19 protein-coding genes and 1 riboswitch are annotated in these 19626 nt (G+C 35.1%); of the genes, 15 read left to right on the top strand and 4 right to left on the bottom strand.

Going from position 1 to position 19626, the window contains the following annotated elements; genetic code table 11:
* Both J5J03_RS10765 and J5J03_RS10770 read left to right on the top strand, forming a co-directional pair.
* Window positions 1-937: SIR2 family protein (locus tag J5J03_RS10765; RefSeq protein WP_208589480.1), on the top strand; the 937-nt coding region annotated here is incomplete at its 5' end.
* A gap of 515 nt (window positions 938-1452) precedes the next feature.
* The gene (locus J5J03_RS10770; protein ID WP_208589495.1) at window positions 1453-1905 is read left to right on the top strand and encodes a helix-turn-helix domain-containing protein; all 453 of its coding nucleotides are present in this window, start codon (window positions 1453-1455) and stop codon (window positions 1903-1905) included.
* Between the two features lie 358 nt (window positions 1906-2263).
* On the opposite strand, the gene J5J03_RS10775 is transcribed toward J5J03_RS10770, so the two are convergent.
* A complete protein-coding gene (locus tag J5J03_RS10775) occupies window positions 2264-3106 on the bottom strand; it encodes an NAD-dependent epimerase/dehydratase family protein (RefSeq protein WP_208589481.1) in 843 nt (280 codons plus the stop codon).
* A 144-nt stretch (window positions 3107-3250) separates the two neighbouring features.
* Between J5J03_RS10775 and J5J03_RS10780 the strand changes: the two genes are divergently transcribed.
* Window positions 3251-4060: a helix-turn-helix transcriptional regulator gene (locus J5J03_RS10780; RefSeq protein WP_231710698.1), complete on the top strand. Its 810-nt coding sequence runs from the start codon at window positions 3251-3253 to the stop codon at window positions 4058-4060.
* Between the two features lie 346 nt (window positions 4061-4406).
* A complete protein-coding gene (locus J5J03_RS10785) occupies window positions 4407-5855 on the top strand; it encodes a carbon starvation CstA family protein (protein ID WP_208589483.1) in 1449 nt (482 codons plus the stop codon).
* 359 nt (window positions 5856-6214) lie between these two features.
* Here the strand turns inward: J5J03_RS10785 and J5J03_RS10790 are convergent, their stop codons facing one another.
* Window positions 6215-6619, bottom strand: coding sequence for a helix-turn-helix domain-containing protein (locus J5J03_RS10790; RefSeq protein WP_208589484.1), 405 nt, complete (start codon window positions 6617-6619; stop codon window positions 6215-6217).
* Window positions 6620-6772: 153 nt separating this feature from the next.
* Here J5J03_RS10790 and J5J03_RS10795 point away from each other — a divergent pair, with 153 nt between their 5' ends.
* From J5J03_RS10795 to J5J03_RS10805, 3 genes are all read left to right on the top strand, one after another.
* Window positions 6773-7015 (top strand): helix-turn-helix transcriptional regulator, encoded by a 243-nt coding sequence (locus J5J03_RS10795; protein WP_208589485.1) that lies wholly within the window; start codon window positions 6773-6775, stop codon window positions 7013-7015.
* A 401-nt stretch (window positions 7016-7416) separates the two neighbouring features.
* The gene (locus J5J03_RS10800) at window positions 7417-7584 is read left to right on the top strand and encodes an aspartyl-phosphate phosphatase Spo0E family protein (RefSeq protein ID WP_208589487.1); all 168 of its coding nucleotides are present in this window, start codon (window positions 7417-7419) and stop codon (window positions 7582-7584) included.
* A gap of 271 nt (window positions 7585-7855) precedes the next feature.
* On the top strand, window positions 7856-8845 hold the full coding sequence (locus tag J5J03_RS10805; protein ID WP_208589488.1) for an aldo/keto reductase: 990 nt from the start codon (window positions 7856-7858) through the stop codon (window positions 8843-8845).
* Window positions 8846-9034: 189 nt separating this feature from the next.
* Here J5J03_RS10805 and J5J03_RS10810 read toward each other — a convergent pair whose 3' ends face one another.
* Both J5J03_RS10810 and J5J03_RS10815 read right to left on the bottom strand, forming a co-directional pair.
* Window positions 9035-10231 (bottom strand): MFS transporter, encoded by a 1197-nt coding sequence (locus J5J03_RS10810; RefSeq protein WP_208589489.1) that lies wholly within the window; start codon window positions 10229-10231, stop codon window positions 9035-9037.
* Window positions 10232-10295: 64 nt separating this feature from the next.
* A riboswitch (purine riboswitch) is annotated at window positions 10296-10394 on the bottom strand.
* Between the two features lie 1488 nt (window positions 10395-11882).
* Window positions 11883-12887, bottom strand: coding sequence for a DUF3231 family protein (locus J5J03_RS10815; RefSeq protein ID WP_208589490.1), 1005 nt, complete (start codon window positions 12885-12887; stop codon window positions 11883-11885).
* A 279-nt stretch (window positions 12888-13166) separates the two neighbouring features.
* Here J5J03_RS10815 and J5J03_RS10820 point away from each other — a divergent pair, with 279 nt between their 5' ends.
* The 8 genes from J5J03_RS10820 to J5J03_RS10850 all read left to right on the top strand — a co-directional run bounded on the left by J5J03_RS10820 (window position 13167) and on the right by J5J03_RS10850 (window position 19221).
* On the top strand, window positions 13167-13649 hold the full coding sequence (locus J5J03_RS10820; protein WP_231710697.1) for a hypothetical protein: 483 nt from the start codon (window positions 13167-13169) through the stop codon (window positions 13647-13649).
* Between the two features lie 181 nt (window positions 13650-13830).
* Window positions 13831-13953, top strand: a complete 123-nt coding sequence (locus J5J03_RS22245) for an NUDIX hydrolase (protein WP_331460476.1) — start codon at window positions 13831-13833, stop codon at window positions 13951-13953.
* Complete coding sequence (locus J5J03_RS10825) at window positions 13940-14176, top strand: NUDIX hydrolase (protein WP_331460477.1); 237 nt, start codon at window positions 13940-13942, stop codon at window positions 14174-14176. The genes J5J03_RS22245 and J5J03_RS10825 overlap by 14 nt, the downstream gene beginning before the upstream one ends.
* 139 nt (window positions 14177-14315) lie before the next feature.
* On the top strand, window positions 14316-14600 hold the full coding sequence (locus J5J03_RS10830) for a hypothetical protein (RefSeq protein WP_208589491.1): 285 nt from the start codon (window positions 14316-14318) through the stop codon (window positions 14598-14600).
* Window positions 14601-15012: 412 nt separating this feature from the next.
* The gene (locus tag J5J03_RS10835; RefSeq protein ID WP_208589492.1) at window positions 15013-16266 is read left to right on the top strand and encodes an aminopeptidase; all 1254 of its coding nucleotides are present in this window, start codon (window positions 15013-15015) and stop codon (window positions 16264-16266) included.
* A gap of 128 nt (window positions 16267-16394) precedes the next feature.
* Window positions 16395-16439 carry an erythromycin resistance leader peptide gene (locus J5J03_RS22365; protein WP_105980607.1) on the top strand — a complete coding sequence of 15 codons (45 nt, stop codon included), beginning with the start codon at window positions 16395-16397 and terminating at the stop codon, window positions 16437-16439.
* Between the two features lie 293 nt (window positions 16440-16732).
* The gene (gene erm / locus J5J03_RS10845) at window positions 16733-17608 is read left to right on the top strand and encodes a 23S ribosomal RNA methyltransferase Erm (RefSeq protein WP_208589493.1); all 876 of its coding nucleotides are present in this window, start codon (window positions 16733-16735) and stop codon (window positions 17606-17608) included.
* Window positions 17609-17937: 329 nt separating this feature from the next.
* Window positions 17938-19221 carry an IS110 family RNA-guided transposase gene (locus J5J03_RS10850; RefSeq protein ID WP_208585901.1) on the top strand — a complete coding sequence of 428 codons (1284 nt, stop codon included), beginning with the start codon at window positions 17938-17940 and terminating at the stop codon, window positions 19219-19221.
* The last annotated feature ends 405 nt before the right edge of the window (window positions 19222-19626 follow it).

A 19626-nucleotide genomic window follows, 5' to 3' on the forward strand; every position in this document is an offset into this window, starting at 1 on the left:
GGCAATTGCTTCAAATGAGCATATACAGGGGTATGATACTTCAAAGATAATTCAACTAAGGAATGACTTTGTTTTTTGTATTATAAGGCTATTTGTTAAGTCAAGTGTAAATCAATCATTTGATAATCAAACATACTTAGAATTTATAGAAAAAATTATAAATAAGAGAATTGAAGCTGAACAAACAGGAGATCCTGTGTCTATAATAACTCTTAATTGGGATTTTATTGTTGATAAGTACTTTTCCCATGTGGTTTCAAATAATAGTGACTATGAAAATGTAAAATTAGATTACTGTGTATATGACCACAACTATCATCACTTTTTTGCTGACATTGATACAGAGAGTATACCATCAACAATTTTAAAAAGGCAGGGTTACTACAATTTAAAGTTACTAAAACTTCATGGGGCGATGAATTGGCTATTATGTAAGAATTGTCAGAGGTTATTTTACTCACAAGAAAAATACATAGCATTTGAGGAATTTTATGATACAAACGCTCCAGAATGCCCTTTTTGCAGTAAAAATTATAGCTCATCAGGTGATCGTAATAACACAAAGCTAACAAGTGAATTAATTACACCAACTTTACTAAAGAATTTAGATAATGTTACATTTAAAAACATTTGGAAAAATGCATTAGTAGAGCTGTCAGAAGCTGAAAGAGTCGTTTTTATTGGCTATTCTTTACCACAAGCAGATTTTGAATTTAGATACATGTTGAAAAAAGCAATTAGACCAACCACGAGCATAGATGTAGTTTTATATCATAATGATGATCCAAATAAGATAAAAGATTTGCTTAAAGAAGAAGAGGATATAAGCAAATTTACAACTAATATTTCTGAAACAAGATTCAAATCATTTTTTGGAAAAGACGATATTAACTTCTTTTATGAAGGTATCATTGATTATGTTGAAAATCATTTATAATTGAATATGCTCTTGTGTTTATGACATAAATCTTTATATGCTACATATTCTATTAGTTTCGTTTTATAATTATTATCTAATTTTAAATGGAGAGGTGCTTTAATAACCTCTCCATTTAACCTTTATTTTACCCTAAAAACCGGTACGGTGAACCGTATCACAAATAGTGGTAAAGCAGAGAGTTGTTATAGTAAAACTGATTTGTAGTTAATAAATCTCTTCCAAAGTGATTTTAAGAGGGAAAACAAAAGTTGCACACCCGTCAGATGGAAAATGTCATGATAAAGTCCAAAAAGTTGGTGACCTATAATATGAGGTCACTATTTTTATTTAGACTAAATTATCTTTTGTTTTAAATTAATCATGTATGCTTCTTTAGGGTTCTAAATGCTATTAAAATTAGTATTTATATAATGCAACTTTAGGGTGCGATGTTCTTGCAACTATTACTATCTTTACTTTTAATGTTGGTTATTGCAATAATAAATTATAAATTAGAAAAGGTGATTGCTGAAATGAATTTTGCAGAGAAGTTAAAAAAGGAGAGAAAAAGAAAAAGTTGGTCTCAAGAAGAATTAGCAGAAAAACTTTTTGTTAGCCGACAGTCCGTTTCAAAATGGGAAAATGGCCAGAATTTCCCCAATATTGAAATCATAATTAAGTTAAGCGACCTGTTTGGAGTAACGATCGATGAATTGTTAAGGAGTGATGACGAGTTGAAAGAGAAACTGATAAATGATAGTAAACAATTGGCGCATCCAAAACTTAAAGAATTATTTGATGTTTTATTTTTAGTCGGTGCTGTGCTTTTGATATTAAAAATAGGTATTCTTATTCTAAATAATTTTACAGCATTAGACATTACTTTATTCGGTGGAAAATTTTTATGGAATTTTGGACCTTTACTTTTAATGATTGGTGCAGGCATCGGATCCAATATTGTTAAGGAAAAATATAAAGAGGATTAGTTGATAAAACAAACAATGATGTTAAAGGATAGTAAAAAAATCAAGCCATTAAGGGTAAACACTCAACGATTATTGTGTCATTAATATTTTTTACTTTCCCAAGGTTGTTTTTCCTTGGATTTTAATAAAACCATGTGAACCGTACCATAAATAAATGAGGGTTTTTGATTATATTTGATGGAATATAAAGGCTATAGGATTGTTTATTACAATAGTATATCTCTTCACAACCTTTTTTACTATATTTAAAATCTAAACCATTAATGTAGGATAGATATCAAAAAGGTGTTTTCCTACTATAAGAAAAGCACCTTTTTGTCCAACAAAAAAAATTTAATATTTTGATAGCATCATTTTACTAAATTGCACCTGCATCTCTTGCAGTATAGAAGGACGGAAAAATCGGTCGATAATGTAATTCATTTCTTATACGCGTCGTATCAACGATCATGTCCCATGGATTATATTCTTGTTTCTGTGCTTCTGACGAAATATCACTGTTTTGAAGTTGAAGCAGCTCAGCAACTGAGATTGGCGCATCGTCAGCGACATTGTAGATTCGACCATCAATACCTGGTGTAGAAGCAGCAAGAATTAAAGCTTGACATATATCGGCATGGTGTACCATATGGATTCGTTTAGCTGGATTCCAACTATGTAATATTGGGATAATTTCTGTAATATGGGGATCTTGATCTCCATAGATAAATGGAAACCGTACTATGCGAAGTCCTAATCCCTGTTCGTGATGAAGCTGTAGCAGCGCAGTTTCAGCTTCAGCTTTTGTTTGAGCATAAGGAAAGGCAGGCCTTAATTCGTCATCTTCACGGTTTGGTCTGTAATGATCCCCAGAACCGTATACATTATTGGTGCTTGCGAAAATAAACGTTGGTACATCTGCCTTCAAAACAGCTTGAGCTAAGGCTATGCTACCATCAATGTTTGATATTCTAGCAACATCCTCATCTACACCACGGAACTGTGCTGCTAAGTGAACCACAGCATCAATGCCTTGGAGAGATTCAACATAATTATCCGTTTGCAAAAGATCACCTACTACGATTTCAGCACCTAGTTGGTGAAGCCAATCTGCCTTTGTGCTATCTCTAACCAACAGTTTAACTTTATATCCACGTTGTAGTAAACGTGGAACAAAACGACTTCCTACTTTCCCTGTGGCTCCTGTTACGAAAACATTCATTTAAATTCCTCCTTAATTTTTCATATAATGTAAGCTATACTTGCAGTATGACAGAATGTACACATAGCTTCCTTCCTGTTTTTATCGTATGTTTGGAAGTGTCAGGATAAGGAGTCGATATAAATGGAAAAGAATCTTACCAATATGTCGTTAGGTGAATTTTTACGTACGCGTCGAAACCGTCTTACTACAGAAGATGTAGGCTTAGTGTCTTATGGGCGGCGACGGACTCCGGGTCTTAGAAGGGAGGAAGTGGCCCAACTTGCTCATATTGGAACATCATGGTATACCTCTTTGGAACAAGGCAGAAATGTCAATCCCTCAGAGGATGTACTAAATAATATAGCAAAAGCATTGCGATTAAATGAGGCGGAACGTAACCATCTCCACCTTCTCGCGAAACCGGTGCAAAAGAAGGTAAAAGAACAGCAACTAAATGTGGGTTTGGTAAGAACGATAAGGTCTCTTGATCCGAATCCAGCATTAATTATAGGTAGATATTGGGATTTATTGCTGTGGAACAAAGCAGCTGAGTTAGTTTTCCGATTACCGTCATTTATAAATAACATGCAGCAAAGACCCAATTGGATGAGGCATCTTTTGATTAGAGAATGGCAAAGTTTGAACAAAGAGGATTTGGAAGCCGGAATAAAGGTCTTAATTGCCCAATTTCGTGCGGATTACGCACACTTCCCTAATGATCCTATGTTTAAAGAACTTATTGAGGAATTTATACAGAGTAGTCAGCTGTTTCGTGAGATCTGGTCGCTACATGATGTTCAGTGGGTAACAGAACGTCACAAACGGAGCTACGACCCCCGAATCGGAGAGATGGAGTTTGAGCATGTAACCTTACAACTGCCTACCGATCCGGATCTCAAGATCATGATTTATACCGCTTCCTCTGATACTGCTACGCGTTTGCGAAATTTAATGAGCATTCGGGAACATTAATTATAATTAAGGAGACCGTCAGTTATATTTTGAAGGTCTCCTATATGGTGTTTTAAACTATTACTAACTGTTAGTGGTATATTGGGTCAGCACCTGAGTGTTATATACTAGTCGCTTATCTCTTGTCTAAAACAGTATTTACTCTTGCTCTGTTATCACTTCTATAAACGTTGTATATCGATAAAAAGTTTAGAGTTTGCCACTAGACAAATGATAGACAAGGTTAATGGAAATAATCCTCTAGAAAACACATGAAATATCTGAAAATTTAGAAAAAACCATTGCTTTTTCCTTCCATGCTATATTATTATAATATTTACTTTTCAAATAAAAGGAGGGTTCAGCGGTGGTTACGTTTATAGCATCTATTGTATTGTTAATTGTTGGCTACATTGTTTACGGGAAGGTGGTCGAACGAATTTTTGGCATTAATGACCAGAATTCAACACCTGCCTATACCAACAACGATGGCCTTGATTATATGCCCATGAGTTGGTGGAAAGCGAGTTTAATTCAACTATTGAATATCGCTGGAACCGGTCCGATATTTGGTGCAATAATGGGCGCATTATATGGTCCAGTCGCATTTATATGGATTGTTATCGGTTGTATTTTTGCTGGGGCGGTACATGATTACTTTTCGGGGATGATATCGCTTAGACATAATGGAGCTCAATTTCCGACACTTGTCGGTAAATATTTGGGCGGTAAAATGAAATTTGTTACGACGATTGTTTCGATTATATTAATGGTTTTGGTGGCAGCAGCATTTACTGCGGCACCTGCCCAGTTACTTACACAAATAACACCACTTAACGCTACGACTTGGTTGGTAATTATTTTTGCTTATCTTATACTTGCTGCGATTCTACCAATTAATAAAATAATCGGAAGAGTCTATCCTATATTTGGAGCAATCTTAATATTCATGGCTGTGTCAATCGGTGTTGGAATGCTCTTCTTTTTTGATCATCCAATCCCGAATTTAACATTAAGTAATTTACACCCTGGAGAAATGCCTATTTGGCCATTATTAATGGTAACCATATCCTGTGGAGCCATTTCTGGATTTCATAGTACACAAAGTCCTATTTTAGCTCGAACATTAAAAAAAGAAAATGAAGGTAGAAAAGTTTTCTATGGAGCAATGATTGGGGAAGGCGTTATTGCTATGATTTGGGCAGCAGCAGGGATGACCTTTTTTGGTAGTACGGGTGCATTGCAAACAGCACTTGCAGCAGGAGGTCCAGCAGGGGTTGTTAATGAAATCAGTATAACAACGTTAGGTGCCTTTGGCGGATTCATCGCCATTTTAGGAATTGTTGTTCTCCCAATTACCACAGGTGATACGGCATTGCGTTCCTCCAGAATGATGCTTGCAGAATTATTGACTCAACTGACGAAGAAAGACTTTAATGGAAAAGGGAAATTAGCTTTCCTTATCATACTTGTGACTGGAACAACGCTATATTTAACGACGATTGATTATAGCTTCCTCTGGCGCTATGTTGGTGGATCGAATCAGATTATTGCTGCGGTGATGTTATGGACGGCAGCCATGTACCTAGTGAAAAACAACAAGTTTCATTGGATCTGTAGTATTCCAGCTTTGTTCATGACAGCGGTAGTAAGTACGTATTTCTTCTATGCACCAGAAGGATTTAACCTAGACTATGGTATTTCTCTGGTTTTAGGAATGGTTATTTGGGTGGCTGTACTTGCTTGGTTTGTATCGCAACTTATTAACCATAAAAGAGCCAGCAATTATGAAGATTCGCAGCTGAAAGTAGGGTAGTGCGGGGCATTGCTAACTGCATTTAGAACATAACGGTAAGCCAGCACCATTCTAACTATAGAATGGTGCTACTTTTGACAAGCCATTTAGAAATAGCTCTTTAAGTTTTAATTAAAAGAGAGAGCCATCTAGTGAATTAATAGTTTTCTCCCCATGACAGATTCGGTTAACATAATCTCTTACTGTTTTGGTGATAATGAAGTGTTGGTGGGAAAGGTTTGGAGTTAAAAATTGTTTTTCTAATCACTTAAAGTAAAATAATCACTATAGAATAAAACAAAAAGGTAACTATAATCATTACCCTTGTCTTATTCCTTATGTGAAGGTTAGTAAATTTTATGATAGCTGTTATTTATAGACTAAGTTGGATCATCATCGTTTTCTTCTTTTTTTCTCATAGCCATATCTGTGATGTATTTAAAGTAATTCTCCAGTTCTTTTAATTCCTCTGGTCCCAAGGCCTTCCAGCGATCGATATCGTGAAAGCCCGAATATTCTATGCCAAACTCTTTAAGAAGGCAGTTGACTTCTGAAATTGGGGTGGATTCGTTGCTGTTTTCATTATTAGATTTTCCTGCCAAGTAATCAACTGATACTTCCAAAGACAATGCTAACTTATTTAATGTAGAGATATCTGGTTCTCTTTCTCCATTTTCATACTTAGCAATAGTCGAGTAAGATAGATCAACCTTTTGAGCTAACGCTTTTCTAGAAATATTCCTTTTTAACCTAATGTTTTTTAATCTATTACTGAATTTACTCATTAGTCAGCCTCCATATAACTCATATATTATACTATTTGTCCAAAACACAAAATATATTTAGACAAAATGGGGAAAAAAGGATTGATTTTGGACATAATGTCCATTATAGTATTATTTAACAGGACATAGCGTCTAATAAAGAAGGTGATTCTAATGAGAAGAAACTTAAGACATACTCGAATTAGTAAAGGCTATAAAGAAGTTGATGTAATCGCACAAAAGGTTGGTATTTCAACGTCTTATTATTACAAAATTGAACAAGGAAAAAGAACACCTAGTGTTGATTTGGCTAAAAAAATCGCAGATGTATTAAATTGTACGGTTGATGAGCTTTTCTATAATGAGAGCATGAACGAAATGTCCAGTAATCCAAGTCGGAACTTGAAAAGACGGTGATGGGCTATGAGATATGCAATAGTTCAAGATGCATATAAGTCAAATTTAAAGATACACAGGAAAAAAAAATAAGGACATGATTTGAGTACTTAAATAACTCTAAGCTAACATAAAGGAGGATTTTTTTACGTATAATTATGAAGGTTTTTTGTTGAATCTCATTCGTATATTTAAATTATTGTTCTGATTAATAGAGTTGATGATGGGTTACAAGGTGATGCAGGTTGGAATAAATAGTTGAACCTAATTAGGAGATTGAACATACCAAAAGATTAAGACAAGATATTGATTCTCCTCGTTTTACTAGGTACTTGATGTATTTCCACGAAATATTACTTCTATATTTTTCCTGTCCCAATTCATTCAAATCAATATGTACAGTTGAATAAGGAGGTTTCCATATGAATAATAGTGAAGTCGATGTCGACTCATTATTAGAACGAATTGAATTAATGCGAGAAAAATTAGTAGACATAGGATTACGAGAGGGATTAACAGCCCCCTCTACTCTAAAATATAGTGAATTATTAGATGAACAAATAAAAATTTATCAAAAGTTAATCAAATAGAAATATAAGCTATTTTAGATAAGTGATGTCTATCATCAATGTCAAGGAACTTTATAACCCCCTACTACATTTTTTCCTCTAACAATCGAGGGTTGCCTTTCAATATACATAGAATAAAGTGTTCAAACTTATCTAGAAGTTAGTAAGGTTACAACTTAAAACGATTATTCCTCCTAAAACGTTCAAAAATTTAAATATCCAAGTCTTCATGTTTAGTGCAGGGTATATGTGGAAAATGAAATATATAACTTCATGATAAGGAGGAGTTTGGTTGAAATCGTTAGAGCAAGCACTTCAACATAAAGTAGGTCTTGGAACCGCGCCATTAGGGAATATGTTCAGAGACGTTCCCGAAGAGGAAGCACAAACAACTATACAAACCGCATGGGATCAAGGAATTCGCTATTTTGATACTGCCCCTTTTTATGGAGCAGGTTTAGCGGAAATGCGTTTAGGCGAGGCGTTAGCAAAGTATGATCGAGACGACTATTTAATAGGGACGAAGGTCGGGCGTTATATGAAGGATGAAAAAGAAAAAAAAGAGGGCATATTTGAGGATGGCCGTCAAAATAAAGTAATAACAGATTATACAGAGGAAGCTACTATGAAATCCATCGAGCAAAGTTTAGATCGTCTTAATACAGATCGTTTAGATATGGTTTTTGTGCATGATGTTTCCCCAGATTTTCATGGAGATGAATGGATTACAAAGTTTGATGAGGCTAGAAAAGGCGCCTTTCGTGTCTTAAGTCGCCTTCGTGAAGAAGGGGTGATCAAATCATGGGGAGTTGGTGTCAATACAACCGAACCTATTGAACTAGTGATGGATTTGGAAGAAGCTCAGCCTGATGTCTGCTTATCTGCCACTCAATACACGCTTTTACAGCATGAGCATGCCTTAGAGCGTATGCTGCCAAAAGCTGAGGAAAAAGGTGTAGATATCATTGTAGGAGGTCCATTTAATTCTGGTGTGTTACTTGGAGGAGATCATTTTGATTATGCTAAAGCTGGTACTGATATAGTAAATAAAGTAAAGCAGTTAAAAGTAATTGCGGAATATCATAATGTAAGCTTGAAAGCAGCAGCCTTACAATTTTCAACGGCACACCCAGCAGTAAAAGCTGTCATTCCAGGTTCAACACGTCCAGAACACAATGCAGAAGATGTAGAGATGATTAATAAAGATATCCCACAATCCTTTTGGAGTGAATTAGTGGACAAAGGATTTATTTCTCAGCGAGCACCATTGCCAACTAGATAGCTAAGTTTTTTCGAGAATAGTTAAGCACTTATCAAAAAGCGGGTGCATTACTGAAGTATAAATGCACCCGATGTAAGTCATAAAAAGAAGTTCTTTGAGATAAAAGATTTGAAGTGCAGAACTAGTGAATATCCCCTATTCGCCAAGGGGAATTCTGTTCTTGTATTCTTCTACTATTTTCGCTTTTGGTTAATCATGTATTTGTTTTTGAAAAGCTATGGTCGCACTATTATTTTCTCTTGCAGTCGTTTTCCTTGTTACAGAAAAAACCGCACACCCTAACGATACAATAATTAGAACTCCACCAAACCAAGAAGTATGAGCTACAGTTCCAGTTTGACTTAACACAATACCACCAAAACCTGATCCAATCGAAATACCAACTTGTAACGCTGAATTATTAAAGCTTTGCTGAATATCCGATGTAGTAGGATCTGTTTGAATCAAATAGCTTTGTTGAGGTGGGGCTAGACTCCAGCTTAATGCTGCCCAAATCATCATAATTGGTATAAATACAATAAGCGAAAAAGTAGTGAATGGTAAGATGAATAATATGACAGCAAAAGAAACAATGACGACAATGATACTTTTTTGAGCTCCAATCGAATCGGAAAGAGTCCCTCCGAATGCTCCACCACTTACCGCTGCAATTCCAAATAATAGATAACAGATACTGATCCAACTAGAATTTAGCTGAAGTTCCGTTTCTAAAAATGGAGTAAAGTACGCATAAAGTGTGTAATGTCCTGCTAGCATAAACATCGTCGCAAGGTGTGCACTACCTATTTTTAAGCTACTCACTGCTTTTAATTGCTGTGAAAGTGGAACGGTGTTTTCTCCAGATAAACGTTCCAAAAAGATCGAAATCAGTATAAAGGAACCGATAGATAAAATAGCTATCCCTAGAAAAATAACACGCCAGCCAAATTGATCAGAAATCAAAATTCCTAGTGGTACTCCCATAACGAGTGATGAACTAATTCCCATGTAAATCAGACCCAGAGCTTTTGCTCGGTGTTCTGGTGCAACAACTTTTGCTGCTATCGTTAAGGAAAGTACGACGATAAGTGCTGTACTCATGGCAGTTATCACTCTTGCAATCATCATAAAGGTAAAGTTCGGACTGAAATAGGTCATGATATTACCAATGAAGAAAACAGATAAAGATAGCAGATACAATTTTTTACGCTCCATTTTGCTAGTTAAGACTAGTAGCACAGGGCCAGATATAGCATAAATAAGTGCAAAAATCGTGATTAGTTGCCCTGCTGAACTTAAAGAGATATTTAGATCTTCTGCAATAGTTGGAAGGATACCACCAATGATTAATTCAACCAGTCCAACTGCTACAGTGGATAATGCTAGTATAAAAACTTTTACATTCATATTCTGTTTTACGTCCTTTCTAATAATATTATTTTAGGAAATATAAAAAATCCTGATTACAGAAAACGATTCATTCATTTTCTGTAATCAGGATTTTACGGTTCCTGGTAGAGACCCTCACGCCATATTCTGAGGTTATACAGGTTGTATTCATTTATTAGTAAACACTCTGAATAGTTTACTAGCTATATGATTATTTTTCAAGTGGTAATTTAGGGAACTCCCATTTATTAGATAGGCGCTCATGTGATGGGAACGTATGGCACATAGAATTTTATGAGTATGTATGAGAGTTTCATAGTGTTTTGATACCTTCTTGATTGCATTACTCGCATTGATTGTTTTCGTTGATCAATCGAAAATAGACCTCTCTATTTGCCCAAGAAGTAACTAGGAGAGGTCTATCCAATCATTGGACAGCTGATCCCTCTGGGGGAACCACTTATCCATAACCCGTAGTGTCAGCTACGGATTATATTATATGCGTTTTCTATCTTTAATATAACATAGGGATCTGAACATGTCATAATCGTTGAGAAGGGAATCAAACAATAAAGTGGGTGGAATAATACTGTGCTACAACCTTCTGGTGAAACCATGCTTTATTTTTAAGAACGGAAAATAAAGTATGGTTTTTAGCCAAATCATCCATTACATTGCAAACGGGCAAGATTAACTCTTGTATTGTGTAGTAGACTGATACTGCGAAACAAATTATTTCTATAATTAGAACAACAATTCATTATCTGCTGGTATAATTTTATTGTGAAGATTTGTTGTATTGTGCAGTAATTCACTTAAACGGGCAGGATTATTTAAGAAGATAAATGAAAGAAGGAATTTGTAATGAGGATTGATTAAATAGCATCAAGGAGTGGGAGGATGGAGAAGTGGGATATTTACGACAAGGACAGAAATCTGACGAACAAGTAAATGAATCGTGGGGATAGGTTCGAACAAGGTGCTTATCATTTAGTGATTAACGTCTGTCTATTTAATCAACTTGGAGAAATGCTGACTCAACAGCGACAACCAGATAAGGAAGGTTGGAAGAACATGTGGGACATTACCCTAGGAGGTAGTGCTATAGCAGGTGAAACCAAGTACTTGGGAAGCAGGAAACGCTGAAACAAGGACTGTTATTCGAAACGTTTGCTATAAGGCAAAATCTGGAATGTATTAGGGGTACGACTGACGAACCTCCTGTAATGGAAGTGGAGGAACAACCCCAAAGTCTAGCGAGTGGAACGATTATTTTCCAAGCGTTCATCGTACCGATCGGGTAGGAATGCGGGATCTTTCGCAGTGCTAGCTCTAAACATGAAGATTTATAAATATCTTCATGTTTAAGGGTAAGGAACTTATAGTCTAAGTACATAGCGTTAGATGGAGCGCAAAATGACGGAAACTATCACATTTTGTGTGAGTATGGGAAAAGCTGGAGATAACTTCAAATGCTTACCTATTGCTAACATGAGTTGAAGATTGACAATTTATCATCAACTCTTTTTTATAAAGAATCAGTTTCGCTGTAGAGGTTTTGTAATCAAAAAATACTAGTTCATCTAGTTTATGTTGAGATTAAATTTTTTAAAGTGTGATTATTTATAAAATACAAAAGCTGAAATGTTAGAAAAGTAATTTAAAAAAATTATTTTTCTTGTTCTATTAGTTTTTCTCTGACTAACGATTGTGGTGGCTGCTCAAACCAGTTACGTTCGATTAATAATTCAATTCCTTCTTCTGCATACGTTAGGATTTCAGGTAGAAGTCGGAAATATTTTGTACCTAAATCCTTTCTCATTGTTGTAGAAAGAGCATGTCCTAGATAATTAATTCCACTAGAGTTCAACGAGTTAATAATATAAAGCATTAACTTATCAGAAAATGGTGCAGTAGTGGAGTCTGTTACTTCTAAACTAACCGGAACATTGCCTTGCATACCATCTTTTCGAAGAATTTCATTACTAATATTAATTTGTTTTTCTGTTAGTTTCTTACCCGACTTGAAATACTGCTTAATTTCTTCATCTTTTACCACTTGTAGAAAACCATTGAGTAAAATAGTACCAAAATAGTTTTGTTCAATTTGAAAGAATAATTCGGTTAACTCTACTACATTTAAAGGTCTTTTGCTTCCGAAAAAATTCCCTAAATATGATTTATCAGAAACAAATGAAACTTCTTTAGGATATGGAATTTTAGGGGGTCTATCATAAATCCCTTTAGAAAGCATAAGTTTTAGAGCTTTGTTATATAAGTCTTTTGAAGTGATCATACAATTGCTGAAAAATTCAACAATATCTATACGAGCCACAGTGGAAACGACATTTCCATATATAGGCATTCCGAGTCGGCTCAGCCCGTACACAAAAGAAAGTGAAAATAAATCATAAAATAATGGTGGAGTTGATAAGTGGTAATCATTTTCTGTAAAAGCGTTTGGAATTGGAATGTTTTCTTCATTAAATATTTTTTCAATTTGTTTAAGGTGATTTTGTGACGTAACTAATGCTTCCTCAACTATTGTCAAAATTTCTTTATCTTCTGTATGATGTTGAAAATATTTAAAAAAACAAACAGCCATACTATCTTGCATATATGTAGTCCACATGCCGCCAATTTCAGTCGAAGTAAGTCTAATATTATTTCTCATAGAAACCTCCAAGATGATTTAAAATGATTGTTATTTATATCCTTTGCAGAACAAAGGATAATATGTAAATAAGTGATTGTAAATTTCAAATTCTTAGTTAGACCACGATTTTTATAGATAATTGTTAAGTATTTCTTAAATTAAAGGGTGCGTTAATTCAAGAAGGAATAACGCTATTTTTGTAGATCTTGTTATATTAACGTAGCAGATTAGTTGAAAAAGGTTTCTATTTCTACAATGAATTAGTTATTTATTATAAGGAATCATTGGGGGATAAAAATGAATCAATTTGGAGCGATAATTTTAGAAGGTTATTCAAATGCTGGCAAAACTTCTGTGTTAAAATCATTAAAGCAACTTCAGGCTAACGATGATTATGCCGAACGAAGCGTTGTTGTTCTAAGTGAACATTATTTCCAAATATTACATAGGGTTAATGGAGAATTAAGGACACTAAATCATAAAGAACATTTAGAACTCCTAAAAGAGAGAGTAATGTTGCTAAAAAAACTAAGTAATTGGGCAAGAGAACTTGGTCAGTCGCAACGTTCCAAAGGTATATTTTTTATTTTAGAAAGGTTTCATTTAAATCATAGAGTAGCATTCTCAGATTCTTTAATGGATGAAATCGAACAAATAGAAGCTGATTTGTTTGGGATGGGGGCAAGGTGTGCATTACTTACAATATCTCCAGACATTACAGAGGAAAGATTAAAGAGTAGAAACCCTGAAGGATGGGTTGAAAAAAAGAGGAAGAAATAACATTGGCTTGTGAACTCTTAAAAAAACAACAACAAGAATTTAGACGACAAGCTAATAATTCAATCATTCCTACATTAGAAATAGTTACTGATAATAAGGACTGGGATTCCTATGCAAAACAGATTTACTATTTTTTCTTACGGGGCAGGTTATTTTATTAGGACATAGAGGGGAGCCGATTATGCGTAATAGAGGTTCAGTAGTAATTATAGAAAATAAAAAGGTTGGACTAATTAAAAGAATAAGAGATGGTTCTGTTTATTACGTTTTTCCTGGTGGTGGGATTGAAAATGGAAAAAGTTAAGATTAACGAGTGCATTGCAGAAGTTGAATTTAACGGAACTCAATACTTTTTCTTATCTGAAATCATTGATGGAACATTTGGCACAGGACAAGGTGAAGAATACAACGACAAGAATAGAGATAGAGGAACGTATTCACCAATGTTGATGGATTTAGAAAGGTTATCATCTATTGATGTTAAACCGAAAGAGGTTGCTTTAAAGGTTCAATCATTATTAAAGTAACGTGCATGTTTGTTCAATAATAAATCACAAAAGGAATGAGCATTTACAAGATTAGACGTATTAATGTCTAATAAAAAATAGAGACGAAGCACATTAGTATTATTACAGGACATAAATAAAAATATTTGGAGGTATAGTTATGTGGGTAATATTAGGGATTATTGCTATAGTAGCAACTTTTATAAATATTTATATGTATAAAGCAGGAAAGGATTATAAGCTTGCTATGGCGATGGGACTATCATTTACAGCCTTAACACTTTGTGCAGAATACAGTCTTGTATCTCGGTGGGTAAAAGCGGAAGATTGGGCAGCTTTATCGGATGTAGTACCTGGTATGGAAAGGGCATTATGGCTTTTGACAATTGTTTCTATCTTACTAAATATAGCACCTATACTTTTAGAGCTAAAAGGTAAGAAATAATTATTTATTGTCACATCATTTATATAATATGCAATTAATGTGTAAGTCTTTACAGTGTTTCAAACAAAGTGACATTCAGAGCAGAAGCTATTTTTTCACTCATTTAGTTACCGCTTACAGTTATTTTTGTCACCATTGCACACTTTGAACTGAATAGAAAGTAATCCAATTATTTCATTTGTAGATTAATAAAATGGTGCAACAAACAGAGAGCTTATCTGACATAAGGAGTTGTCGAGACTGGCAGCTTCTACTGTGCTAATGGGCATGTTAGTCGAAGGAGAATTTTTCAGTCCTTTAAAAAGAGGCGAACTTTTTTCTTTATGAATATTATCTTCGTCTATGAATTTTACCTCAATATCACAGGCTGCAATTAAAAAATTATACAAGAACATCACAGGAGAGATATTAAATGATTAAAGGAATATATGAATTTATAAGTGAAGCACAGTTAAAAAAGTATGCAGAACTTGCTGTACGAGCTGGTGTAAATCTGCAAAAAAATCAATTATTGATTATTCATAGTGATATACAAAATGCTACGTTTGCACGTCTAATCCAAACGGTAGCCTACGAGGCAGGAGCTTCAAATGTATTTATAGACTGGACAGATGAACAGTCTACCAAAGAATTTTACTTAAATGCAGCAGATAGTGTCATTGATCACTTTCCTGATTGGCAGGCTGCCCGTTTTAAGGAGTGGGACGATGCAGGTGCTGCTTACATTCATATTATTTCTGAAAACTTAGATGTCTTTAAGGAGGTTTCTACAGAAAGGATAAGTCGTTTCCAGAAAGCTTCTCGTACCAAATTAGGGGATTATTATGCGAAAATTAGATCCCATGAGGTACGCTGGTGTCTTCTAGCTGTCCCGTACGTTGTATGGGCAACTAAAGTATTCCCCAACCTAAGTAAAGAAGAAGCTTTGCAATCATTATGGAAATTAATTTTAAAAGGATCTCGGGCAGATGGGAAAAATCCTATAAAAGATTGGGAGAGTCACAATGGATCCTTCGAGTCTCGAAAAAAAATCCTAAACGAGAGCCAATTTGAAGCCCTGCATTTTACAAATAGCCGTGGAACTGATTTATTAGTTGGTCTACCTAAAAATCATCTCTATATCGGTGGGGGTGTCATAGATAAAAATGGAATACCTTTCTTTCCGAACATTCCTACAGAAGAAATATTTACTGCTCCCCATAGAAATAAGGTGAATGGCAAATTGGTAGGTACTAAACCTCTTATCTATGAGGGAAGTGTCATCGATGAATTTTATCTAATTTTTAAAGATGGACGGATTACCGACTATTATGCCGCAAAGGGACAAGAAGTGTTACAAAATCTCATCGAAACAGACGAAGGTTCACATTATCTAGGTGAAATTGCCTTGGTCTCTAATAAATCTCCTCTTGCTCAGGCAGATACTCTTTTTTACAATACCTTGTTTGATGAAAATACGTCTTGTCATATTGGAATCGGAAATGCATCTCCTTCCAATATTCAGAATGGCATTGACCAACCTGAGGAAGAGTTGAAGGCAGCGGGTCTGAATACTTCACTTTTGTTAGTCAATGTGACCTTTGGTACCGAAGATATGAAAGTAGTGGGCATTAAAGAAGGTGGAACTGAAGTCCTGCTAATGAAGGATGGGGATTTCCAATTCTAAATCGCTACAACTTAAAAACAGAGAAAAAACTGATTTTTGGTGGATTATACTTAGTGCTAGGATTGACTTATTTTAGGGGGAAGTATACAATGAAAGTTGTATTTTACATTTAGGAGGATTATTAAAAAATGACGCATTCTATGAGACTTCGTTTCCCAACTTTGAACCAGTAATTAAATACGTTCAAAGGCTCTGTTTTGTGATCACAGAGTAAACGGGATAAGTCTGTCCTTTTTTAATAATCTTCATTTCATATAAAAATATATGCAATGTATAGAAAGGCGGATTGTTCTGCCTTTCTTTATTTATGTATAATTTAACCTTTCTTTGTTTACACCAAAGACCGGTTTATTTGCTGACGACTTCTAAACAGTTCCCTAATTAAATAAGGATGGGTCTCTTCCCTTTTATTCTTATATCACAGGCAGATGCATGTGATTTTTTATTTTTGAAAGGATGACGAAGCATGACCCAAAAGAAAAATAAGAGAATGAACAAAATAAGTCGTGGAAAGCAACTAAACTTTTCCGGACAACATTTGATGCATAATAAGAGATTGATTCATGAGATTGTAGATCAAACAAAAATCAGCACACGTGATTTAGTTTTAGACTTAGGCGCAGGGAAAGGGGCTTTAACATCAATTTTGAGTAAAAAAGCAAAAAAAGTCCTTGCTGTGGAATATGATAGTAAGTTTGTTGATATTTTAGAACAAAAGTTTATTCATAGTCCAAACGTTAACGTTATTCAACAAGATATTTTGAAAATTCATCTGCCTATGGAACCATTTATAGTTGTTTCTAATATCCCATATTCCATTACAACACCAATAATGAAAATGCTTCTAAATAGACCTATAAACAATTTTCAAAGAGGAATTATTGTTATGGAAAAGGGTGCAGCAAAAAGATTTACAGCGAGTTTTGTGAAAGATTCATATGTGATTGCCTGGAGAATGTGGTTTGATATTAAGTATGTTAAAGGGATTTCAAGAAAGAATTTCACTCCGATGCCAAGTGTTGATTCCGCTATGATTACTATAAATAGAAAGGTTAATCCGATGGTATCTTTTAAGGATTATCTAATCTTTTTTGGATTAGCCGATTATGTTCTTAAAAAGCCCCAATTGTCTATTGATTTAGCGCTAAGAGGTGTATTTACACCACCACAAATTAAGCAATTAAAAAGAAATCTCAGAATAAAGAATGAGATTTCAGTTGCGACTTTATCTGAACAGCAATGGGGCCTCATATTCGAAACAATGGTAAAGCATGTTCCAAAATTCAGATGGCCCAAGATAAATAAAGCAAAATTAAACCATTTTGGAAGGCCTAAACAATAAAAACACCAAATGGAGCTATTTAATGAGGAAGGTTTTGAAATAAAATGAATTCACTTAACCTTTTTACCTTTAAAGTAGTGGACATGAAGGAACTTGACGATGACTATCGTTTCCTGGTGGAGTCAACTGCTCCACCGCCTTCCCACTATCCAAAATGTAGAACAATATCCAATCTACATAAGCATAGAAAAATTTTTAATGTAAAAAAGGAGCATTCCTGTAATGAAGAAATTTGAGGATTGAAAGAAAAAGAGCCCTCTTGGTATAGTACAGGGTGTCAATGCGCATTGACCCCGAAATTAAATAGATACCAAGGAGAGGACTCAATAATGAATTATAATCAAAATCGTAAATTATCGCAAATCACACCATCAACCCTAATCGTGGGGATTGATATTGCCAAGGACAAACACGTAGCTCGCGCCCAGGATGATCGAGGGTATGAATTTGGCAAACGATTGATCTTTGAAAATCGGGTACATGGCTTTGAACAGTTATTGGATTGGGTATCCAGGCTTCAAAAAGACTATGACAAAACCACAGTTATTTTTGGAGCGGAGCCAACAGGGCATTACTGGCTAAGCCTTGCTTATTATTTAATAGCTCAGAAATATAATTTTGTGCTAGTGAACCCTATGCACGTGAAGAAATCCAAAGAGTTCGATGATAATTCGCCAACGAAAAATGACACGAAAGATGCGCGTGTCATTGCCCAGCTGGTGAAGGATGGTAGATACTCTGTACCAAATCTTCTCGAAGGCATATATGCCGAACTAAGAGAAGGAATAAAATTAAGAGATCAACTAACCAAACAGCTGATGATTATTGAAGGCCGCATTCAGAACAATATCCAACGATACTTCCCGGAGTTTAACGATGTGTTTAAAGATTGGGATGGAAAAACTGCCTTCTTCACATTGCAGGAATTTCCATTTCCGTCTGACATTCGTGACATGACACCAGAAGAAGTATTAGATCGCTGGAAAACAGTGGTGAAGCGTGGTGTTGGAATCAAAAGAGCAACGAAACTAGTAGAAAAAGCACAAAAAAGTATTGGTATTGAGATAGGCTTACGTTTTGCGAAGAAAGAATTACACAGTCTATTGGATCAATACGAATTGTATCGTGACCAATTAGAAGAACTAGATCAAGAAATCGCAGAGTTAATGAATGATATACCAGGGGCAAAAGAAATAATGGCGATTAAAGGTCTGGGAGTAACGACAGTTGCCACCTTTTTCTCAGAAGTAGGGGATCTTATGAAGTATGATCATCCTCAACAAGTAGTGAATATGGCAGGCTTATCATTGCGTGAGCATAGTTCCGGAAAGTTCAAGGGCCAAACGAAAATAACCAAACGAGGGCGAAAGAAACTACGAAAAGCCTTATATTTAGCTGTTCGCCCACTTGTAGCCAGTAACCCAACGTTTAAGGCCCTGCATACGTATTACACAAAACGCCCTGATCGTCCACTGAAAAAGCAGCAATCACTGATTGCGTTATGTGGGAAGTTAGTACGTGTTCTGTTTACCATGGGACAAAAACAGTGTGAATTTGATGGAAGTAAACTATTGAAGGGAATTCCTCCAAACGAAACATTACTAGCTGCTTAATGAGCCATATGGAATTGTAAGTATAAATGCACATGAATTTTTGGAATCGAAAAACACCAATAATGCAGAGTCGGAGCTTATTTTTTTCCATTCGGGCATAGGACCCAGCAAAGGAGCTTTTCCGACCTCCACCTTGTGGATACGCAGGACGAAGGAATGTATGGATGTAAATCCCGTGATATATGGGAGGGTAAGCGACCATAAGTAGTGTGGAGAAAGTGAAGCATGGTTATACTGTTTTTTACCAAACACTACCAATTTGGTCGTTAGGATGGATTAATTGGTGTTAGAATATTCTGTATTCTAACCACAGATATCTCTCCCCGACTGCATTCTAAAATAGGTGTTAATGAAATTCTGAGAAAACAAGAGTATTTAGAAGATATTTTAAATATATAGAGGGAG

It is taken from the genome of Gracilibacillus suaedae, assembly GCF_017599345.1.
Lineage (GTDB): Bacteria > Bacillota > Bacilli > Bacillales > Amphibacillaceae > Gracilibacillus > Gracilibacillus suaedae.